The sequence below is a fragment of the Stenotrophomonas sp. FW305-C-20-S1 genome, from assembly GCF_058783335.1.
Genome location: NZ_JBYTEK010000001.1, coordinates 151,765 through 171,615 on the forward strand (window position 1 = coordinate 151,765; position 19,851 = coordinate 171,615).

Sequence of the window (19,851 nt, forward strand, 5' to 3'; positions counted from 1 at the left end):
CAATGCAGTGTGCTCGATTCATGGGTTCTCCCAGGGCCAGGAATGATTCACGCGCGGATACGGGACTACGCCGGCCATGTCAGCCACGCGCCCGGCTCGACGACCTGCACGGCCACGGCACGGTCACCGGCTGCCTTGCGAAGCCGCCCGAGCGGGTCGTCCACTTCCGCATAGTTGACCATTCCGCTGATGCCATAGTGAATGGGCACCAGCGTGCGTGCGCCGAGGATTGCCGCCGCTGCCACCGCTTGCTCCGGCGTCAGTACGCCAGGCTGGCCACTTACGGGCTCGCGCCAGCCGAACGTGGCGCCATTGATGGGGAGGAAGGCCGCATCGAACGGTCCGAACTGGCGCCCGATACGCCACCAATGGCCGTGCCATTGGGTGTCGCCGCCATGGAAGATGCGTCGGCCGCCCGCTGCTACCACCCAGGAAACCTGCGTATCGCCGTAGCCGTCCGATGCCGGTACCGGCGTTGCAGTGAAGTCGCCCAGCAATTGGGGCTCCCACAGCGCGCTCGGCCGTGCACGTGCGGCTGCGGGTAGCGGCATGGGCTGCAGGCCGGCTGGATATGCGAGTGTTCCCCCTTTGCTGAGCGCCGCCGCAACCGCATCGGCATCGAAGTGATCGGAGTGGGTGTGGGTGACCAGCACGTGGCTTTCGCCCAACACATCGTTCACCGGCACCAGCCGGTCCGGCAATGCCTTGCCCCACGTTGCGGGATTCACCAGCGGATCAATCAGCAGCGTGCTCTCCGGTAGCTGTAGCCGCACCCCGGCCCACGCCAATCGCTGGGCGCGCAGGCTGCGCATCTCCGCCGGTGGCGCAGCGGAACCAGCAGGGACCAGCGCAGCAGCGGCCACACCGGCGCAACGGGCAAGGAAGCGTCTGCGACTGCCCAGCGCCGGTGCGTTGATGGCATCGTGTTTCATGCGGCCTGCTCCCTTGCTGCCAGCGCAGCATCCAGGGAGAAGATCGACTGCGCGACGATCGCCGTGAGATTGTGTCCATGCCATTCTCGTTCGAATGCCGTCGGCGTTACCCCCGACGCGATGCAATCCTCCAGTCTGATGGCTGCCATCAGCGCCGTGGTCTCCGTCGGCGCAGTTCGCAGCCGGATATCCACGACGATCTCCTGCATCCGCTGCAGGTAGTGGAGTGCATTGCCCAGCACCACCGCATCGAAGACCCCGATATGCCCGCCGACCACCCTGCTGCGCCCGAACTGCTGGATACGGCCGATGGCGGCGCGCTGCAGCGCCGGGTCCGACCGGGAGAGATAGACGATGTTGCCGACGATGTTGTCGCCCACGCAGACCAGATCGGCGCTCGGCACATCCACGCTCATGTGGTCCATCGTCTTGCCGGGGTTGTACAGGAAGCGCAGCTGGTGGCGCCCCCAGCGCATGGCGAGATTGTCGAACACGATATCGGGATCGCGGTAGCGTGATGCCACCGGTTGGTTCTGCGAAAGAAAGGCATGCCGGTGATGGCGGTGCGCCAGGGTCAGCGCCTCCGGAAACAGCGTCATGCCACAGATGTGGTCGCTCATGAAATGGGTGGCGGCAACCAGTCGTACCCTCTTGCCCATCTGCCCGTGCAGTACGTCCCGCAACCAGGCGGCATCCTCCTCGCTGCCCAACGCGTCCACCAGCAGCACCTGGTCTCCGTTGACGAAGGCGGTAGCGACCGATTCAACCTGGTCACCGACGAACATCAGCACATCTGGGGCAAGCTCCTGAATTCGCACGGCGGGCTTTCCGGGTGGGAGGATCGGCATCATCACCAACTCATGCGGCACCCGGCAAACGAGTAGTTCTACGCTTCGCGTTAGAAAAATTCATGCGCTACGATGACAGGGCCCCTGCTTTGGATGGTGCCCGTGAAAGCCCGCCCCACTGCCCCACTGAATGCGCTGCGCACGTTCGAAGCGGCTGCCCGCCACCTCAGCTTCAATCAGGCGGCGCGCGAACTGTTCGTCACCCCGGCTGCGGTCAGCCATCAGGTCAAACACCTCGAGGCCTATCTGGGCGTAAGCCTGTTCCAGCGCAATCACCGCGCCGTGGCGCTCACATCAGACGGCGCGGCGCTGGCAACAACGGTCGGCGATCTACTTGGGCAGCTGGACCTGGCGTTGGAGCGCGCCAGGACGCGCGCACCACACGAGCTGCGGGTGACAACCATGGAGTCGTTCGCCGCGAAATGGCTGGCCCCAAGGCTGCACCGCTTTCACCATGCGCACCCCAATGTCCGGGTGCGCATCGACACCGGCAATGAACACGCCGACTTTCTGCGCGGAGGATTCGATGTCGGCATCCGCTACGGTGCAGGCAACTACACCGGCGTGCGTGCTGAGCTGCTGTTGAAGGCGCCGGTATTCCCTGTGTGCTCGCCCGCGCTGCTGGCCGGCACTGCTGGCCGGCTGCAGCGGTCTGATGATCTGCGCCACTGCACGTTGTTGCACGATGAAAGTGCCACGGACCGCCCCGGCGTGCCGGCGTGGTCACACTGGCTGGAGGCCGCCGGCGCCATCAACGTCAATGCCAGCGCCGGGCCGGTCTTCCCCAGCATCTATCTTGCGCAGGAAGCGGCGGTGGCCGGCCATGGCGTGGCGCTCGGCGTGGCGCCGCTGGTGGAAGACGATCTCCGCCAAGGCAGGCTGGTGAAACCCTTCAGCCTGGAGCTGGAGAACCGTTACGCATTCTGGTTGATCCGTCGCGAGAGGGCTCAGGACCGCCCCGATGTGCAGGCGTTCTGCCAATGGCTGGGTGAGGAGTGCAGTGATCGGCCATGACAGGCCCATGCGTGTCATGACGGTTCATCGGCAACAGGTCAGCCGGTCGTGTGCGCATCGCCTGCACGCATCCGGTAGTGCTCCACCCACTCGATGGTTGGTGCGATACCGCCGAAGGGAAACAGATGCGGGCTGACCTGCCCATGGGCTTCGGTCAAGCCCTCTGCCAGGCGGTCCACGAACACATCCGGCCCGGCCCTTCCCAGCAGGCGGCCGATGGAGATGCCGTAGCGGGACAGCATCGAGGTGCTTGCAGCGACGCCGCACATGGCCGCATAGCGTACAAGCCGCGCGATGCTGGCCGGCCCGGGAACGCCCACCAGCACCGGATGGGTGATGCCACGGGCGCGCAGCTCATTCAACCAGGCCAGAACGATATCGGCGTCGAATGCGAACTGGGTGATGACCAGCGGTGCCATGCCTCGCTCTTCGATACGCTGGCACTTGTTTTCAAGCACGCGCCACCTCTCGGCGCTGGTCATCACCGGATGGCCTTGCGGATGCCCGCCCACCCCTACGACCTTGATGCCGGCGCGCTCGAGAATGCCGCTCTCGATGATCGATGTGCTGTCGGCGAACGGCCCGGCAGGCGTGGCAAGATCGCCTGCGATCACGAAACAGCGGTCAATGCCAGCGTCGATGACGGCACGCTCGACGAAGTGCTCCAGCGCCGCCCGCGAGCCGATGCGGCGTGCGGAAAGGTGCGGCATCGGCTCCAACCCCAGTTCGCGCACCCTGCGTGCCGCGGCCAGTCGCGCAGCATCGTCCTCGCTCGGCAGGTAGGGAATGGAGATCGTCGTCCCCCGTGCAATGCGGGCGGCTTCGGCGCGCAGCGCAGGCATGGCCTTGGCACTGACTTCCAATGAAAAGGCGTTGACGAAGGTCTGCGCCAGTGGCTCCATGCGGCCAACGCCTGCTGACATCAGCCGGCACCACGCAGGTTGCCGGCGCTTGTGGAGCTGTTCCGTGCCAGTTCGACAAACGCCTGCAGGTAATCGATACCGGTATCGGCCTCACGCGCGCCCAGGTAGATCTGCTTGGGAATGCCTTTCGCACCCAGACGCACCGGTACCACGTCCATGCGGGCTGCATATTCCTCCACCAGCCAACGTGGCATGGCGGCGACGCCGCGACCGCTGGCCACCATCTGCATCATGATGTCGGTGGTTTCGATGGCCTTGTGGCGCCGGGGCGTGACCCCGGCAGGCAGCAGGAACTGGTTGTAGATATCCAGCCGCTCGAACGGCACCGGATAGCTGATGAGTACTTCCTGGCTGAGCTGGCGGGGCTTGACGTGCTCGACCGACGCCAGCGCGTGGCCCTTGGCCACCACCAGCACCTGCTCGTAATCGAAGACGGGGACGAACTTCAGGCCCGGCTTCAACAGCGGGTCGGGCGTGACCAGCAGGTCGATCTCATAGCCGAACAGGGCGCCGATGCCGCCGAACTGGAACTTCTGCTTGACGTCCACATCGACGTCGGGCCAGCTGGCCAGATAGGGCGAGACGATCTTCAGCAGCCACTGGTAGCAGGGGTGGCATTCCATGCCGATGCGCAGCGCGCCACGCTCGCCCTGCGCGAACTGGCCCAGCCGTTCCTCGGCCAGGTCCAGCTGCGGCAGCACCCGGTTGGCCACCGCCAGCAGGTACTGGCCCGCCTGGGTCAGGCGCAGGCTGCGGCCTTCGCGCAACCAGACGTTGGTGCCCAACTGCTGCTCCAGCTTCTTCATGCTGTGGCTCAGGGCTGACTGGGTCAGGTTCAGCACGCCGGCGGCGGCGGTCAGCGAGCCTTGCTGTTCGACCTGCTGCACGATGCTGAGATGGATCCGCTCCAACATGACGATGAATCTCACTCATGGATTGGTGAAGTAATACCATTTTACGTCATGGGAAGGGCTGGCTAGCATCGGCTCATGCCTTCGGATCCCTGCCAGCGCGGCTACCCAGCCGGCACGCAGGACTGCGCCCCTGCAGGTCACCCCGAAGCAGCCCCTCCCCTGCTGAAGCGAAGAGATGACCCGCCCCCTCCGTATCGTCGCCGTTTCCGGCGGGCTGCAGCGCCCCTCAAGGGCCGCGACCCTGGCCGAGCACCTGCTGGACCTGATCGGCGAAGGCGTCCCCTGCGATCAGCACCTGATTGAACTGGGTGAACTGGCGCCACAACTGGCCGGTGCGCTCCGGCGCTCGCAGTTGCCCGAAACCGTGGAGCGGCAGTTGGCCGCTGTCGAGCGGGCCGATGTGCTGGTGGTGGTTACGCCGGTCTACCGCGGTTCGTACACCGGCCTGTTCAAGCACTTCTTCGATTTCATCGACCAGGACGCGCTGGTCGATACCCCGATCCTGCTGGCCGCCACTGGCGGCAGCGAACGCCACGCGCTGGTGATCGACCACCAGCTGCGACCGCTTTTCAGCTTCTTCCAGGCGCGAACCCTGCCCTTGGGTGTCTACGCAACCGACAAGGATTTCGCAGACGGCTGCGTGCAGAACGAGGCCCTGATGCAGCGGGCGCGGCTGGCGGTGCAGCGAGCGATGCCCCTGCTTGCCCTCTCCCATCGTGCAGCACCTGCCGTTACCGAGGCCGCTGCAGTCCTCTGAATGCCGAATGCCAGCGACCTGCATTCGGATGTCACCCCCGCAACCCGGAACGCCGCCCATGACGACCGAGAACTTCACCTTCAGCATCACCCGTATTCCTTTCAACGAGGACTACCAGCCCGCTGAAGGCACGCGAATCACCACCAACTTCGCCAACCTGGCCCGCGGCGAATCCCGCCAGGAAAACCTGCGCAACACGCTCGGCATGATCAACAACCGCTTCAACGATCTGGCGCACTGGGACAACCCCAGCGCGGATCGCTACGCGGTCGAGCTGGACATCATCTCGGTGGAGATGCACATCGATGGCAGCGACGGCAGCGATACGTTCCCGTTGATCGAGGTACTGCGGCCGACCATCGTCGACACGCGTACCGGCGTGCGCACGGAAGGCATCGTCGGCAACAATTTCTCCTCCTACGTCCGCGACTACGATTTCAGCGTCGTGCTGCCCGCCAGCAACGAAGGCAAGGCCACCTTCGGCATTCCCGAAGACTTCGGCGATCTTCATGGCAAGCTGTTCAAGCACTTCCTGGCGTCCGACGCCTACCGTGCGCACTTCAGCAAGCCGCCGGTGATCTGCATCAGCGTGTCCAGCAGCAAGACCTACCATCGCACCGAGAACCACCATCCCATCCTGGGCGTCGAGTATCGGCAAGGCGAGTTCTCCCCCACCGACCAGTACTTCGACAAGATGGGGCTGCAGGTGCGCTACTTCATGCCGCCAGGCAGCGTTGCGCCACTGGCGTTCTACTTCCAGGGTGACCTGCTGGGCGACTACTCGAACCTGGAACTGATCGGCACCATCAGCACGATGGAGGCCTTCCAGAAGATCTACCGCCCCGAGATCTACAACGCCAATTCCGTAGCGGGCAAGGTCTACCAGCCCAGCCTGAAGCACCAGGACTATTCGTCCACCCGCATCGTCTACGACCGCGAAGAACGCAGCCAGCTGGCGGTCAAGCAAGGCCGGTTCACCGAAGAACACTTCATCAAGCCGTACCGCGCCGTGCTTGAGCAGTGGGCCGCCCGCTGATCCACCGCTTTTCCATTCGCCCCTCAGGACACAAGACGCAATGTCGACGAAGAAACTGCTCCCCACCTCCACCGCAGGCAGCCTGCCCAAGCCCTCCTGGCTGGCCGAGCCCGAAAAGCTCTGGTCGCCCTGGAAGCTGCAGGATGACGGCCTGATTGAAGGCAAGCAGGATGCCCTGCGCCTGTCCCTGCAGGAACAGCAGCACGCCGGCATCGACATCGTCAGTGACGGCGAACAGACACGGCAGCATTTCGTCACCACCTTCATCGATCACCTCAGTGGCGTCGATTTCGAGAAGCGTGAAACCGTCCGCATCCGCGACCGCTACGACGCCAGTGTGCCCACCGTGGTGAGCGCTGTCAGCCGCCCGAAGCCGGTGTTTGTGGAAGATGCGAAATTCCTGCGCAGGCAGACTACGCAGCCGATCAAATGGGCGCTGCCGGGCCCGATGACCATGATCGACACCCTGTATGACGCGCACTACAAGAGCCGCGAAAAGCTGGCCTGGGAGTTCGCCGGGATCCTCAACCAGGAAGCCAGGGAACTGGAGGCGGCCGGCGTCGACATCATCCAGTTCGACGAGCCTGCCTTCAACGTGTTCTTCGACGAAGTGAACGATTGGGGTGTCGCTGCACTGGAGCGCGCTGTCGAAGGGCTCAAGTGCGAAACCGCGGTCCATATCTGCTACGGCTACGGCATCAAGGCCAACACCGACTGGAAGCAGACGCTGGGTTCGGAATGGCGCCAGTATGAAGAATCGTTCCCGAAGCTGCAGACGTCCAGCATCGACATCATCTCGCTGGAATGCCACAACTCGCACGTGCCGATTGACCTGATCGAGCTGGTGCGCGGCAAGAAGGTAATGGTTGGTGCCATCGATGTGGCGTCCAGCACGGTCGAAACGCCGGAAGAAGTGGCCAACACGCTGCGCAAGGCCCTGCAGTTCGTGGATGCTGACAAGCTCTACCCCAGCACCAACTGCGGCATGGCGCCGCTGTCGCGTGACGTGGCACGAGGCAAGCTGCGCGCGCTCAGCGCAGGTGCACAGATCATCCGCGACGAGCTTCTGGCCCGGGGTTGAGCACGAGTGCGCATGCGGGCGGACACGCTTGGATGGATGAGGCAAAGGCCGCGCGCCAGTGCGGGAGCCCACCGCTCCCACACTGGCGCCGCCTCCCCTACTCCTGTGCCCGAAACTCAGCGCTGCTGATCCTTCAGGAACAGCCAGGTAATCAACGTGGCATCGGGCCCCTTGGGATCGGTGAACGGCAAACCGGACTGGCTGCCGCTCCAGGCATGCCCCATCCCCTGCACCACGTAATGCTGCACCAGCGTCCTGCCGCCATAGGTGTAAGAGTCAACCGTGTAGGCACGCCCACCCGGCACCTGGCCGTGGAAGGTGCTGGTCGGCACGTACTTCACCGAGTCGTTGTCCACGCCATCGTCAGCCAGGTCGTTGGTCTGCAGGAACTGGCGCACGGCCTGCTGCCCGTTGATCGGGTTCACCGTGGCGTCTGCGGTGCCATGGAAGACCAGCACCGGGATCGGTCGCGGCGACGGCGAGCCCGAGCACTGCCAGGCCAGCCGCCCGTTGCTGTCCGGTGAGTAGATGCTGCCGGCCAACAGCGCATAGGCGCTGCCGGAAATCGTGGTCGCGCCCTTGTACATGCCGCCGGAGTGGATCGCGCCCGCCGCGAACACATCCGAATAACAGGCCAGCATGATCGAAGTCATCGCCCCGCCGGCGGAAATGCCGGTGACGTACACCCGGTGCGGATCGATGCTGTAGCCCGCTTTCACCTTGTCCACGATGCCGGCCAGGATGGAGGCTTCGCCACTGTCGCGCGCCTGGTTGATCGGCAGCTGCCAGTTCCAGCAGCGCGCGGGGTTGGAGGTTACGTTCTGCCGCGGGTAGACCACGATGAAGCCTTCGGTGTCGGCCACCTCGTTGAAGCCGGAGGCCTCGCCCATCAGGTTCGGCCCGGTCACGCAGCCGTGCAGCACCAGCAACAGGGGCAGTGGCCGCGTTTCGTCGTAGCCGGCCGGCACCCACACCTGGTACTCGCGGGCGCCGAACAGATTGCCGTACAGGCCAACGTCCCAATGTCCGGGTGGGTCTGCCGCAGAGGCGGCGCCCGTGGTGGCCAGCCAGGTGCACAGCAGCAGCATCAGCGCCTTGATTGAATCGATTCCAGATTTCATGACCAGATCCTCATGCGTGAGTCGTGGATGAAGTGGTACCGGAAATCCTCGTGGACCGACCTTCCAGAGGGTGCTGCGACGCCGCTGTCAAACCCAGCCGGTGGCGTAGTAGATGCCGATCACCACGAACACCGCGAGGGTCTTGATGATGGTCACTGCGAAAATGTCCTTGTAGGCCTGCCGATGGGTCAGCCCGGTGACCATCAGCAGGGTGATGACCGCACCGTTGTGCGGCAGGCTGTCCATGCCGCCCGATGCCATCGCGGCGACACGATGCAGCACCTCCATCGGGATGCCGGCAGCCTGTGCGTTGGCGATGAAGGTCTCCGACATTGCCGCCAGGGCGATGCTCATGCCGCCCGATGCAGAGCCGGTGACACCGGCCAGACCGGTTACGGTGACCGCTTCATGCAGCAGGGGGTCCTTGATCGCCCCCAGCGCGTTGGCCACCACCATGAAGCCGGGCAACGCGGCGATGACCGCGCCGAAGCCATATTCCGAGGCGGTGTTCATGGCTGCCAGCACGGCACCACCGATCGCCGCCTTGGTGCCTTCGGCAAACTGGGTGACCACCGGGCGCCAGGCCAGCGCCAGCACCGACAGGATGCCAACCAGCAGCGCCCCCAGTACGGCCCAGATTGCGGTGATCTTCGCCACGCCCTGCACCACCGGCGCGGCGCTGCCCATGATCGACGGCACGAAGCTGTGCTCCGCACCGTACCAGTGCGGTATGCCCAGGGTGAACAGCTTGTTGGACACAAACACCAGCAGCAGCGGCAGCACGGCAATGCCCGCGTGGGCCAGATGGGTGCCTGCGAACGGTGCCGGCTCGTTCACCAGGGTGGCCGGGTCTCCGTAGCCCTCGCCACTGCGCGCCGCCGCGCGACGGCGCCACTCCAGGTAGGCCATGCCCACCGCAAGCACGAACACACTGCCCAGCGTACCCAGCACCGGAGCCGCCCAGGTATCGGTGCCGAAGAACGTGGTCGGGATGATGTTCTGGATCTGCGGCGTGCCCGGCAATGCGTCCATGGTGAAGCTGAAGCCGCCCACCCCCAGCGTGGCCGGAATCAGGCGCTTGGGGATGTTGCTCTGGCGGAACATCTCGGCCGCGAACGGATAGACCGCGAACACCACCACGAACAATGACACGCCGCCGTAGGTGAGCAGGCCCGACACCAGCACGATCGACAGCATCGCCCGCTGCGGTCCGAACAAGCGGATCGCCGCACCCACGATCGAGCGGGAGAAGCCGGACAGTTCGATCAGCTTGCCGAACACCGCGCCCAGCAGGAACACCGGAAAGTAGAGCTTGAGGAAGCCAACCATCTTGTCCATGAACAAGCCGGTGAACATCGGTGCCACCAGCGAGGGATCGGTGAGCAGCACTGCGCCAAGCGCGGCGATGGGCGCGAACAGGATCACGCTGTAACCGCGGTAGGCCACCAGGATGAGGAAGGCCAGCGCTGCAAGTACGATCAGTAACGACATACGGCGCTTCCGGGTGGGGACGCGCCCAGTATCCGGATCTGGCGACCGCTGCCGACTGGACCTAGGTCCACTCGCCGGTGCGCAACCGCGCCGCTAGCCTAGCGTCCATGGGTGGCAATGGGCCATTCGCCGCGTACATGCCTTGGGGGAGGACCGAATGAAACGGAATTGCTTGAGCCTGATGATCGGCACGCTGCTGGCCACCGGGCCGGTTTTGGCGCAGGACGCGCCGGCAGCCGGCCGCACCGCTTCGGCCACCAACCTGGACAGCATCACGGTGACCGCACGCAAGCGCGAGGAGACCCTGCAGGAGGTGCCGGTTGCCGTCACCGCCTTTACGTCCGAAGCCCTGGACAAGATGAACGTCCAGGACATCAGCGACCTTGATGGACAGGTCCCCAACCTGACCATCTACGCGGCGCGCGGCGCCAGCAGCACGGTCACCGCCTACATCCGCGGCATCGGCCAGTCCGACCCCACCTGGGGCGCTGACCCGGGCGTGGGCATCTACCTGGACGACGTCTACATCGCCCGTCCGCAGGGTGCGTTGCTGGACGTGTTCGACGTCTCGCGCATCGAGGTGCTGCGCGGTCCGCAGGGCACGCTGTACGGCAAGAACACCATTGGCGGTGCCATCAAGTACATCTCGCGCGGCCTGCCCACCCAGACCGAAGGCTTCGCCCAGATCACCGTCGGCAACTACAGCCAGTTGGACGCCAAGGCGGCGATCGGCGGCCCGATCGGCGGGGCCGACAGCGGCCTGCGCGCGCGCGTGGCGGTGGCCAGCATGAATCGTGACGGCTTCGGCGAGAACACCTTCACCGACCAGCCGGTCAGTGACAAGCAGATCAATGCGGCACGCTTCAACCTGGGTGCGTATGCGGGCGACGACTTCGACGTGCAGTTCGCCCTGGACTGGATCGATGACCAGTCCGGCATGCGTGGCTCGAAGATGCTGGCACCCAACCCGTTCGTGCGCGCCTACCCGCCGATGGATGACCGCTACGACATCCGCTCGGGCATGCGCAACCTCAACAGCGTGGAGACCAAGGGCGCCTCGGCCACGGTGAACTGGCGGCCCAGCGAAGACGTTGCATTGAAGTACGTGGCGGCCAAGCGCAAGTCGGACAGCGACGCGAACATCGACTTCGACAGCACGCCGGTCAAGCTGGCCGATGTGGGTGGCACTTACCATGACGACCAGGTCAGCAACGAGGTGCAGCTGAACTACGATGCCGGCGGCCGCGTGCGCGGCGTGGTGGGCCTGTACCAGTTCAGTGGCGAGGCCGGTGGACAGATCCGCAACAACTTCTTCAACCTGCAGTTCGGCGACACCCGTGGCAAGGTGCTCACCGACAGCATCGCGCTGTATGCCGATTGGACGTTCGACCTGACCAGCAAGCTGAAGCTGGACGTCGGCGCCCGCTACACCGACGAGGACAAGCGCGCGATCGTGCTCAACCGCTTCTACTCCGATGCGACGTTCACCCGTCCGATTGCGGTCGCCGCCGATTTCGACAAGAAGACCAATTTCAAGAACGTCTCGCCCAAGGTGTCGCTGGACTACCAGATCACCCCGGACATCATGGTCTACGGCCTGGCCACGCGTGGCTTCAAGTCCGGCGGCTACAACATCCGCGCCAATGCCGTTGCCGTGCCACGCTCGGCCGAGCCGTTCGATGACGAGACGGTCGACAGCTTCGAGATCGGCAGCAAGATGGCCTTCCTCGACCAGCGCCTGTTCCTGAACCTGTCGGCGTTCCACAACAAGTACAAGGACATCCAGCTGTCGGTGTTCACCGGCATCGATACCAATGGCGACGGCGTCGACGATGCCTTCTTCGGCGACTTCACCAATGCCGGCGCCGGCACCATCAACGGCCTGGAAATCGAGTACCAGTACCTGCCCAGCCAGCACTGGCTGATCTCCGGCAACCTGGCTTGGCTGGATGCCAAGTATGACGAGTACTTGGACCGCGGCGTCAATGTGGCCAAGCAGATGAAGTTCACCAACGCACCGGACTTCTCGGGCGCGTTGAACGTGGAGTACCGCACCGACCTGGCCAATGGCAGCAACCTGTCCGCACGGGTGAGCTACAGCTACCAGAGTGAAGTGTGGCCGACCACCGATCTGAGCCCGGTGATCCGCCAGGACGGCTACGGGCTGGTCAATGCCGGCGTGACCTGGAAGCTTGACGATGCCTGGACCTTCTCGCTGCAGGGTACCAACCTGGCCGACAAGGAGTACCGCACCACCGGTTACAACATTCCGGCGGTCGGCACGCTGATTGGTTTCTATGGGCCGCCGCGCCAATATAGCCTCAGCGTCCGTTACGATTTCTAGGAAGCTTCTGCATGACACCGTCTTACGATGATCTGTACTGGAAAAGTGACGATAGCCTGCGCCTGCATGCGCGTGACCATGCTCCTGCAGGCGCGCAGCCGGCGCGCGGCACCGTGGTCTGCATCCCCGGCCTGACCCGCAATGGCGCCGACTTCGATGCGCTGGCCGCATCGCTGACTGCTGCGGGTTGGCGGGTGATCGCGGTTGACCTGCGAGGACGCGCAGGTTCGGAACGCGCATCGGACCCGTCCAGCTACAACCCGCGCACCTATGCCGACGACATGGTGGCGCTGCTGCGGTCACAGAACATCGACAAGGCGGTTTTCGTCGGCACCTCGCTGGGGGTGCTGGTCACCATCACCCTGGCCTCGCGTGCGCCCGGGCTGATCGCCGCGGCAGTTCTGAACGATGCCGGCCCCAAGGTGCCGCGCGAAGCGCTGGCGCGGATCGGCAAGTACGCCGGCAAGCCCGTGCCACCGATGGACCTGGCACAGGCCACGACCTATGTGGAATCCATCGGCAAGGCCGCGTTTCCGCGCTTCACCAGCGACGACTGGCGTGCGATGGCCGTACGCACGTTCCGCCAGCGCAGCGATGGCCTGCTGGAACTGGACTACGACCCGGCGGTGATCCGTACCACGCGGCCGTGGGTGCTGTGGCTGCTGCGCCCGGTGCTGTGGCGCGCGGTGCGTGGGCTGACCGCACGGGTGCCGGTGCTGGTGGTCCGCGGAGCGTTGTCGGACATCCTGCCTGCCGATGTCGCGCAGCAGATGGCCGCCACGTCGCCCAACGCCCGCCTCGTTGAGGTACCGGAGGTAGGCCATGCGCCGATGCTGTCCGAGCCCGAGGCGCGTGACGCGATCCTGGCATTGCTGGATCGCGTGCGATGAGTTCCGGCGTGTCGATGGATGCGCTGCCTGCCGCCCTGCAGGCCCTGCACCAATGGGCGGCAAGCGAGCGGCTGAGCGGCAGCACGCGCATCGCGCAGTCGCGCATCAATGCCTTCGCCGAAGCCACCGGTGACCACAACTGGATCCACACCGATCCCGCCCGCGCACGGACCGGCCTGCCGGGCGGGCAGACCATCGCCCATGGGTTCCTTCTGCTCTCGCTTACCGTAGAGGACGACGTGGCGGCCCTGGCCGGTTTTCCCGGCATCGCACACGTACTGAACTACGGCTTGAACAAGGTCCGCTTCCTGGCGCCGGTGCCGAGTGGTTCCGAGGTACGGGTGCGCTCGCAGCTGATGTCCTTGGAAGCGCGCAGGCCCGGGCAGTGGCTGCTGACCCAGCACAAGACCGTGGAAGTGGTTCCCGCCGGCGAGACAGCCGTGGTCGCCGAACAGTTGTCGCTGATCGTGCTCGCCGACTAGCGCCGCACCGTCCTCCCGCGCGGGGCGGGCCGGCTGCCCGCCGGCCGCGGTTCTCTCTACACTGGAGCGATGTTGACGCCCTCCATCGTCCTGTTCGCCTGCATCGCGTGGACCGTGCTGCTGTTCGGCGTCGCCCTGTGGGGGGAACGCCAGGGGCATCGGCTGTCAAAGGTATGGCCAGCCATCTACGCGCTGTCACTGGGCGTGCACTGCACGGCGTGGACCTACTACGGGGCTGCCTCGCAGGGCGTGCAATGGGGCTTCCCGATTCCGCCGACACTGATCGGCATGGCCCTCATTTTTGCCTTCGGCCTGCCGTTCCTGGTGCGGCTGGGGCGATTGGCCAAGCAGCACAACAGCGCCACCATCGCCGACCTGGTGGTCGCGCGCCTGCGCGCCGACCAAGGGCTGGGCATCACCATCACCCTGGTCGCGCTGTTCGGCATCATTCCCTACATCGCGCTGCAGCTGAAAGCGGTCAGCCAGGGCCTTGCCGCCCTGCTCGGTGATCAGTTCGCACCCGTTGGCTGGCAGCTGGACGTGTCGTTCTGGTTCGCGCTGACGATGGCGGCGTTCACCACTCTGTTCGGCGCACGCAAGGCGTCGGCGACCGAGCACAACCGCGGCATCGTGGTCGCGCTGGGCCTGGAATCACTGTTGAAGCTGACGGCACTGCTGGCCATTGGCCTGTATGCCGCGCTATCGGTGCACAAGGCCGGCACGCCGCTGCTTGAGAAGATGGCGCACCTGCCGCCGCCGGCAGTGGTGCCGGATTACCTGACCATGGTGGCGCTCGGTGCCATGGCCGCGTTCACCCTGCCCCATCAGTTCCATGTGGGCGTGGTCGAGCTGCGCCAGTCGTCGGACCTGAAGACGGCGCGCTGGCTGTTCCCGGTCTACCTGCTGTTGATCGGCCTGCCGTCGGTGCCGATGGCACTGGCCGGTGCCGCGCAGCTGCCGCCCTCGATGACGCCGGATCTGTACGTGCTGGCCCTGCCGCAGGAGCGCGGCCATCACCTGCTGGCACTGCTGGCATACCTGGGCAGTCTGAGTGCCGCCACCGGCATGATGATCCTGTCCGGGCTGACCCTGTCGATCATGCTCGGCAACCACGGTGTGGGCTCGCGCCTGCTGAGCGGCGTCAATGGCTTCAACACCGGCGCGGATCTACGACCGCGGGTGCTCGCCTTCCGGCGCGCCGGCATCCTCGCCGTGTTCCTGATGTCGTGGCTGTACAGCCGTGCGATGAGCGGCACCGAGGCGCTCAGCGATTTCGGCCTGATGTCATTCACCGCGCTCTCGCAGCTGGCACCGGCGGTGCTGCTGGCGGTGTACCGTCCGCGCACGCCCTCCCCGGCCATCATCGCCGGCATCGTACTGGGCTCGTTGGTCTGGTTGTGGCTGGTGCTGCTGCCCATGGTGCTCCCTGCGCCGCTGGCGTCGGCCGGTCCCGACGGACTGCACTGGCTGGCGATGTTCTCGCTGCGCATGCAGCCGGGCCATATCGCCATCAGCATGGGCGCCAGCCTGGCCGTCAACCTGGTAACCGTCGTGCTGGTGTCGCGCGCGGTGCGTCCTTCTGTGCCTCGGCAGCGCGACGCGGTGGCTGCTGCATCGTTGCGCAAGACGGCTGGTCGCTTCCTCGGCCAGGAACGGGCACGCCAGCTGATGGACGGGCACGCCGGGCAGATGCTGGACGACGACCGGGTGACTGCCATCGAGCGCGAACTGACCGCCGTGGTCGGTGCAGGCATGGCGCGGCTGCTGGTGGAGGCGGCACGCGATGGCGGCGCTGCGCCGCTGGACGCTGTTACCCGCGCGGTCGGTGAAGCCACCCAGGTGCTGCGCTTCAACCAACGCCTGCTGGAGGCCGCCCTGGAAAACATGAGCCAGGGCATCAGCGTGGTCGATGCGCAGCTGCAGCTGGTGGCCTGGAACAGCCGCTACGCCGCGCTGTTCAAGTTCCCGCCGGAGCTGCTGCAGGTGGGGCAGCCGGTGTCGAACCTGACGGCGTGGGCACTGGGACAGCTGAAGATCGGCGACACCCCTGGTGACTCGCGCGACAAGGCGTTGCAGCGGCGGGTGGTGCACATGCGGCGCGGCACGCCGCACCTTTCCGAGCGGATTTTCCCGGACAACACCATCGTTGAGATCCGAGGCAACCCAATGCCCGGTGGCGGCTATGTGGCCACCTTCACCGATGTCACCGCCTTCCGGCGGGCAGAGGACGCGCTCAAGCGCAGTAACGAAACCCTGGAGCGTCGCGTACAGGACCGCACCGCCCGGCTTGAACAGGCCGTGCATGAAGCCGAGCGGGCCAACGTGGCCAAGACCCGCTTCCTGACCGCGGTCGGCCATGACCTGATCCAGCCCCTGCATGCGGCGCAGCTGTTGACCGACGCCATGTCGCAGCACATCGAATCGGAATTCCTAGACAGTTTCCTGCGCCAGATTCGCGGCGCGCTGGATTCCACCGACGATCTGCTGTCGGGCCTGCTGGATATTTCGCGACTGGAAGCCGGTGGCCTGGTGGCCGATCCGCGCCCGTTCGCATTGTCGACCGTGCTGGAGCCGCTTGCGCAGGAGTTCGCCGTGCTGGCCGCGGCACGCGGCCTGCAGTTCCGCCATGTGCGCACCCGCGCGTGGGTGCACAGCGACCCGTTGCTGCTGCGCCGCGTACTGCAGAACTTCCTGGCCAACGCCATCCGCTACACCCGCCGTGGCGGCGTACTGCTGGGCGTTCGCCGGCACGGCCAGGCACTGTCGATCGGCGTGCATGACAGCGGCCCCGGCATCGCGCCGGAGCAACAAGCCGTGGTGTTCGAGGAATTCCACCGTGGCGACCGCAGCAATGGCCAGGGCCTCGGTCTTGGCCTGACCATCGCGCACCGCATTGCCGACCTGCTGCATGCACCGTTGGAACTGCAAAGCGAACTGGATCGCGGCTCGGCCTTTTCCATCACCGTGGCGCGGGCAGCGCCACCGGCGGCCCCACGCACTGAGCCCGCCGCTGGCAACAGCAGCATCAAGGGCATCCGCGTGCTGGTGGTCGACAACGATGCGGAGGCACTGGAGGCAATGCGGCTGATGCTGCTTGCCTGGGGCTGCGATGTCATCGCGGCGCGTGATGTCGCTGCGCTGGGCGCGTCCGCACATGAGGCGGCACTGTGGCTGTTCGACTACCACCTTGATGAGGGCGATACCGGCGTCGCACTGTGGAAGCGCCTCGTCGCCGTGCATGGCGCGCGGCCGACGGTGATCCTCAGCGCCGATACCGGCAATGACACGCGCGAGGCGGTGCGCAGTGTGGGCCTGTCACTGCTGAACAAGCCGTTCAAGCCGCTGGCGCTGCGCTGGGCGATCAACCATCTGCTGGCAACGGCCAGCACGGAAAGGACCTGACGAAGGATCAGGCGTCCTGCGCGTCTTCGATCTGCCGGGATGGGTCGGTCAACCCCATCTCGTGCAGCACGCGGATGGCCTGCGCGCGATTGCGTACGCCCAGTCGTCCCATGATGCGGGTCATGTGTGCCTTGACCGTGCGCAACTGCACGCCCAGCCGGTCGGCGATCTGCTTGTTGAGCAGCCCTTCGGCCACCAGGCTCAGCACCTTGTACTGATGCGCGGACAGGCTGGACAAGCGCGCGGCAAGATCGGCGTCCTTGCTGAAGGGCGCCACCCGCGCCACCGGCTCGCGCAGCAGCGCCGGTATCCAGCGCTCACCTTCCAGCACGGTCTGCAGTGCGGACTGCAGGTCGGTCAGGCCCGAGCTCTTGGGCAGGTACCCGGCTGCGCCCAGGTCGATGGCGCGGCGGATCACGTGCGGCTCTTCATTGGCCGAAACGATGATGATCGCCAGCCCCGGTTGCAACGCGCGTATGGTCGCCAGTCCGGCCAGGCCGTGGTTGCCCGGCATGTGCAGGTCCAGCAGCATCAGATCGATCTGCTGGCTCTCGATCGCTTCGAGCACGCCGTGCAGCGAATCGGCCTCGCTGATCTGCAGGTCAGCCACCGCCTCTTCGGCGGCGCGATGCAGCGCCGCGCGGAACAAGGGGTGGTCATCGGCGATGAGCAGGGTCGGCATGTCCAGCCGAGGTTAGCAAATCGCCTGCGCCTGGGCACGGGTACCAAGGTACGCTGGCGTGCGCCGCCCGGATGGTTAGGGTGGAGCAATGAACATCCACCGCCCCGTCATGCTGCTGTGCGCCGCGCTGCCATTGCTTCTGGGCAGCATCTCCAGCACCCACGCCGCCCCGCCCCGCCCCACTACCGCTGTTCCGGTGTTCGAGCAGTGGCGGGAAACCGTGCATCGCGGCAGCGACGAACTGCTGACCGCAGGCCTGGGCATCGACGCCCTGCGCTCGGCCACCGCGCCGGCGTTTGCCAACCCGGCCCAGCCCACGGCCGAGGAAGTCCGGCGTCGTGCGATCTGGAGCAGCTGGCGCGGCATCGCCGACCTGACACCCGGCGGCGGCTTTGGCGATGTCTACGGCAGCCTGCAGGCGGTACCCGGCCGCGAATTCTCCGCCTATGCGCGCGTTCCCGGCGCGCGCCATCCCCACCGCGTGCTGGTGCAGGTGCCCGACAGCTTCGACGCCGCGCGGCGCTGCCTGGTCGTCGCGGCATCTTCCGGCTCGCGTGGCATCCATGGCGCGATCGCGGTTGCCGGCAGCTGGGGCCTGGCACATGGCTGCGCGGTCGCCTATACCGACAAGGGCGCCGGCAGTGATTACTACGATCTGGACGCCAAGGCCGGCTTCCAGGCAGACGGCACGCCAGCCAGCCAAGGCGCGTTGGCCTTCATTCCTGCGGGTGCGACAGCCACGCAGGGAATCGCCTTCAAACATGCCCATTCCGGTGACAACCCGGAAGCGGACTGGGGCCGCCATCTGCTGCAGGCGCTGCAGTTCGGCCTGCAGGCGCTGGACCGTGCCTATCCGCAATCGGCCCCATTCACTGCGACCAACACACGCACGCTGGGCGTGGGCGTATCCAATGGCGGTGGCGCCGTGCTGCGCGCGGCGGAGATCGAAGGCGACTGGTTCGATGCAATGGTGGCCGGCGAACCCAATGTCTCGGTGGCCGGCGCACCAGCGTTGTATGACTTCGTCACCCAGGCCGCGTTGCTGATGCCCTGTGCCCTGCTGACCGAGGACGATCTACCACAACCGCCGATGCGGGCGCAGGCCGTGCCAGGGTGGACCCAGCGATGTGCCACGCTGAAATCCGCTGGGTTGGTGCAAGGCGATGACACTGCAGCACAGGCACGGTCGGCACGGCAGCAGCTGCTCGACGCGGGTTTGAGCGCCGATGCACTTCGCGCCGGCGCATTCTCCACCGGCTTCGATCTGTGGCGCGCCATCGCAGCGACCTACTCGTCAGCCTATGGACGCTACGCCGCAGGCAAACATCCCTGCGCGTACAGCTTCTCGGCCGCCGGCACCGACGGCAGACGCCACGCGGCCACGGCCGAGGTTCGTGCAACCTGGTCGAGCGAGGGCAGCGGCATTCCGCCGGGCAGCGGCGTGGTTCTGGTGGACGGCAATGCCACCGGGGCGGCAGCTGATCCGCTGCGTGGCCTGCGCTGCTTGCGCGCACTTGGCGAGAATGACAGCGCCGACGCCCGACGGGTACGCGCCGGCATCGCCGCAGCGACTGCCAAGGCGCCGCGTCGCGGCCTGCCGATCGTGGTCATCCATGGCCTGGACGACGGGCTGGTACCGATCAGCATGACCAGTGATCGCTACGTGCCACTTGCCCGCAAGGCCGGGGCGCAGATCGCCTATTGGCGGGTGAACAAGGCACAGCACTTCGACTCGCTGCTGGCCTTCCCGGACTACCGGAAGCGCTACGTCCCGCTGCTGCCCTACCTGTTCGCGGCGATGGACCAGGTGTGGGAACACCTTGAAGATCCAGGGCGAGCGCTGCCGCAGGATGCACTCATCCAGCCGAGCCCACGCGCGGAAGCGCCGCTGCTGCGCGAGCAGCTGTCCATTCCCGCGCCCCCCGGCCGCTGAC

The 19,851-nt window shown here is 65.9% G+C and carries 16 protein-coding genes; 9 read left to right on the forward strand and 7 right to left on the reverse strand.

The features are described from left to right. Nucleotides 1-65: 65 nt before the first annotated feature. Both AC3WTC_RS00635 and AC3WTC_RS00640 read right to left on the reverse strand, forming a co-directional pair. Entirely contained in the window at nt 66-932 is an 867-nt protein-coding gene (locus tag AC3WTC_RS00635) for an MBL fold metallo-hydrolase (protein ID WP_492710031.1), read from the reverse strand. Beyond that, nucleotides 929-1,783: an MBL fold metallo-hydrolase gene (locus AC3WTC_RS00640; protein WP_492710033.1), complete on the reverse strand. Its 855-nt coding sequence runs from the start codon at nt 1,781-1,783 to the stop codon at nt 929-931. Before AC3WTC_RS00640 ends, AC3WTC_RS00635 begins: the two co-directional genes overlap by 4 nt. A gap of 99 nt (nt 1,784-1,882) precedes the next feature. On the opposite strand from AC3WTC_RS00640, the gene gcvA reads away from it, so the two are divergent. Continuing rightward, the gene (gene gcvA / locus AC3WTC_RS00645; protein WP_202968387.1) at nt 1,883-2,794 is read left to right on the forward strand and encodes a transcriptional regulator GcvA; all 912 of its coding nucleotides are present in this window, start codon (nt 1,883-1,885) and stop codon (nt 2,792-2,794) included. Between the two features lie 38 nt (nt 2,795-2,832). On the opposite strand, the gene AC3WTC_RS00650 is transcribed toward gcvA, so the two are convergent. After that, the gene (locus AC3WTC_RS00650; RefSeq protein ID WP_492710036.1) at nt 2,833-3,717 is read right to left on the reverse strand and encodes a methylenetetrahydrofolate reductase; all 885 of its coding nucleotides are present in this window, start codon (nt 3,715-3,717) and stop codon (nt 2,833-2,835) included. Continuing rightward, complete coding sequence (locus tag AC3WTC_RS00655) at nt 3,717-4,631, reverse strand: LysR family transcriptional regulator (RefSeq protein ID WP_025874528.1); 915 nt, start codon at nt 4,629-4,631, stop codon at nt 3,717-3,719. Before AC3WTC_RS00655 ends, AC3WTC_RS00650 begins: the two co-directional genes overlap by 1 nt. A 175-nt stretch (nt 4,632-4,806) precedes the next feature. Between AC3WTC_RS00655 and msuE the strand changes: the two genes are divergently transcribed. Genes msuE through AC3WTC_RS00670 form a run of 3 tightly spaced genes read left to right on the forward strand, consistent with a single transcriptional unit; the run spans nt 4,807 to nt 7,505 of the window. Then, the gene (gene msuE, locus AC3WTC_RS00660) at nt 4,807-5,388 is read left to right on the forward strand and encodes an FMN reductase (RefSeq protein ID WP_025874527.1); all 582 of its coding nucleotides are present in this window, start codon (nt 4,807-4,809) and stop codon (nt 5,386-5,388) included. A gap of 58 nt (nt 5,389-5,446) precedes the next feature. Beyond that, nucleotides 5,447-6,424 carry a DUF1852 domain-containing protein gene (locus AC3WTC_RS00665; RefSeq protein WP_492710039.1) on the forward strand — a complete coding sequence of 326 codons (978 nt, stop codon included), beginning with the start codon at nt 5,447-5,449 and terminating at the stop codon, nt 6,422-6,424. 40 nt (nt 6,425-6,464) lie between these two features. Further along, nucleotides 6,465-7,505: a methionine synthase gene (locus tag AC3WTC_RS00670; RefSeq protein WP_492710041.1), complete on the forward strand. Its 1,041-nt coding sequence runs from the start codon at nt 6,465-6,467 to the stop codon at nt 7,503-7,505. A gap of 116 nt (nt 7,506-7,621) precedes the next feature. Here AC3WTC_RS00670 and AC3WTC_RS00675 read toward each other — a convergent pair whose 3' ends face one another. Next, on the reverse strand, nt 7,622-8,626 hold the full coding sequence (locus tag AC3WTC_RS00675; protein ID WP_025874524.1) for an extracellular catalytic domain type 1 short-chain-length polyhydroxyalkanoate depolymerase: 1,005 nt from the start codon (nt 8,624-8,626) through the stop codon (nt 7,622-7,624). Between the two features lie 87 nt (nt 8,627-8,713). Further along, a complete protein-coding gene (locus AC3WTC_RS00680; RefSeq protein WP_492710043.1) occupies nt 8,714-10,117 on the reverse strand; it encodes a GntP family permease in 1,404 nt (467 codons plus the stop codon). A gap of 181 nt (nt 10,118-10,298) precedes the next feature. Here AC3WTC_RS00680 and AC3WTC_RS00685 point away from each other — a divergent pair, with 181 nt between their 5' ends. From AC3WTC_RS00685 to AC3WTC_RS00700, 4 genes are all read left to right on the forward strand, one after another. Next, a complete protein-coding gene (locus AC3WTC_RS00685) occupies nt 10,299-12,461 on the forward strand; it encodes a TonB-dependent receptor (RefSeq protein WP_492710246.1) in 2,163 nt (720 codons plus the stop codon). Between the two features lie 11 nt (nt 12,462-12,472). Continuing rightward, nucleotides 12,473-13,351, forward strand: a complete 879-nt coding sequence (locus AC3WTC_RS00690) for an alpha/beta fold hydrolase (RefSeq protein ID WP_492710045.1) — start codon at nt 12,473-12,475, stop codon at nt 13,349-13,351. Continuing rightward, a complete protein-coding gene (locus AC3WTC_RS00695) occupies nt 13,348-13,833 on the forward strand; it encodes a MaoC family dehydratase (RefSeq protein WP_099842516.1) in 486 nt (161 codons plus the stop codon). The genes AC3WTC_RS00690 and AC3WTC_RS00695 overlap by 4 nt, the downstream gene beginning before the upstream one ends. Nucleotides 13,834-13,902: 69 nt before the next feature. Then, nucleotides 13,903-17,235 carry a hybrid sensor histidine kinase/response regulator gene (locus AC3WTC_RS00700; RefSeq protein ID WP_301863628.1) on the forward strand — a complete coding sequence of 1,111 codons (3,333 nt, stop codon included), beginning with the start codon at nt 13,903-13,905 and terminating at the stop codon, nt 17,233-17,235. A 7-nt stretch (nt 17,236-17,242) separates the two neighbouring features. On the opposite strand, the gene AC3WTC_RS00705 is transcribed toward AC3WTC_RS00700, so the two are convergent. After that, nucleotides 17,243-17,917 (reverse strand): response regulator transcription factor, encoded by a 675-nt coding sequence (locus AC3WTC_RS00705; protein WP_025874518.1) that lies wholly within the window; start codon nt 17,915-17,917, stop codon nt 17,243-17,245. 88 nt (nt 17,918-18,005) lie between these two features. Here AC3WTC_RS00705 and AC3WTC_RS00710 point away from each other — a divergent pair, with 88 nt between their 5' ends. Next, on the forward strand, nt 18,006-19,850 hold the full coding sequence (locus tag AC3WTC_RS00710; protein WP_492710049.1) for a 3-hydroxybutyrate oligomer hydrolase family protein: 1,845 nt from the start codon (nt 18,006-18,008) through the stop codon (nt 19,848-19,850). Nucleotide 19,851: the final 1 nt, after the last annotated feature.

Coding starts and splice junctions, on each gene's coding strand:
- AC3WTC_RS00690 (WP_492710045.1), top strand. CDS start 12,473: ATGACACCGTCTTACGATGATCTGTACTGGAAAAGTGACGATAGCCTG.
- AC3WTC_RS00680 (WP_492710043.1), bottom strand. CDS start 10,117: ATGTCGTTACTGATCGTACTTGCAGCGCTGGCCTTCCTCATCCTGGTG.
- AC3WTC_RS00665 (WP_492710039.1), top strand. CDS start 5,447: ATGACGACCGAGAACTTCACCTTCAGCATCACCCGTATTCCTTTCAAC.
- AC3WTC_RS00635 (WP_492710031.1), bottom strand. CDS start 932: ATGAAACACGATGCCATCAACGCACCGGCGCTGGGCAGTCGCAGACGC.
- AC3WTC_RS00640 (WP_492710033.1), bottom strand. CDS start 1,783: ATGATGCCGATCCTCCCACCCGGAAAGCCCGCCGTGCGAATTCAGGAG.
- AC3WTC_RS00700 (WP_301863628.1), top strand. CDS start 13,903: ATGTTGACGCCCTCCATCGTCCTGTTCGCCTGCATCGCGTGGACCGTG.
- msuE (WP_025874527.1), top strand. CDS start 4,807: ATGACCCGCCCCCTCCGTATCGTCGCCGTTTCCGGCGGGCTGCAGCGC.
- AC3WTC_RS00695 (WP_099842516.1), top strand. CDS start 13,348: ATGAGTTCCGGCGTGTCGATGGATGCGCTGCCTGCCGCCCTGCAGGCC.
- AC3WTC_RS00710 (WP_492710049.1), top strand. CDS start 18,006: ATGAACATCCACCGCCCCGTCATGCTGCTGTGCGCCGCGCTGCCATTG.
- AC3WTC_RS00675 (WP_025874524.1), bottom strand. CDS start 8,626: ATGAAATCTGGAATCGATTCAATCAAGGCGCTGATGCTGCTGCTGTGC.
- AC3WTC_RS00685 (WP_492710246.1), top strand. CDS start 10,299: ATGATCGGCACGCTGCTGGCCACCGGGCCGGTTTTGGCGCAGGACGCG.
- AC3WTC_RS00670 (WP_492710041.1), top strand. CDS start 6,465: ATGTCGACGAAGAAACTGCTCCCCACCTCCACCGCAGGCAGCCTGCCC.
- AC3WTC_RS00705 (WP_025874518.1), bottom strand. CDS start 17,917: ATGCCGACCCTGCTCATCGCCGATGACCACCCCTTGTTCCGCGCGGCG.
- AC3WTC_RS00650 (WP_492710036.1), bottom strand. CDS start 3,717: ATGTCAGCAGGCGTTGGCCGCATGGAGCCACTGGCGCAGACCTTCGTC.
- AC3WTC_RS00655 (WP_025874528.1), bottom strand. CDS start 4,631: ATGTTGGAGCGGATCCATCTCAGCATCGTGCAGCAGGTCGAACAGCAA.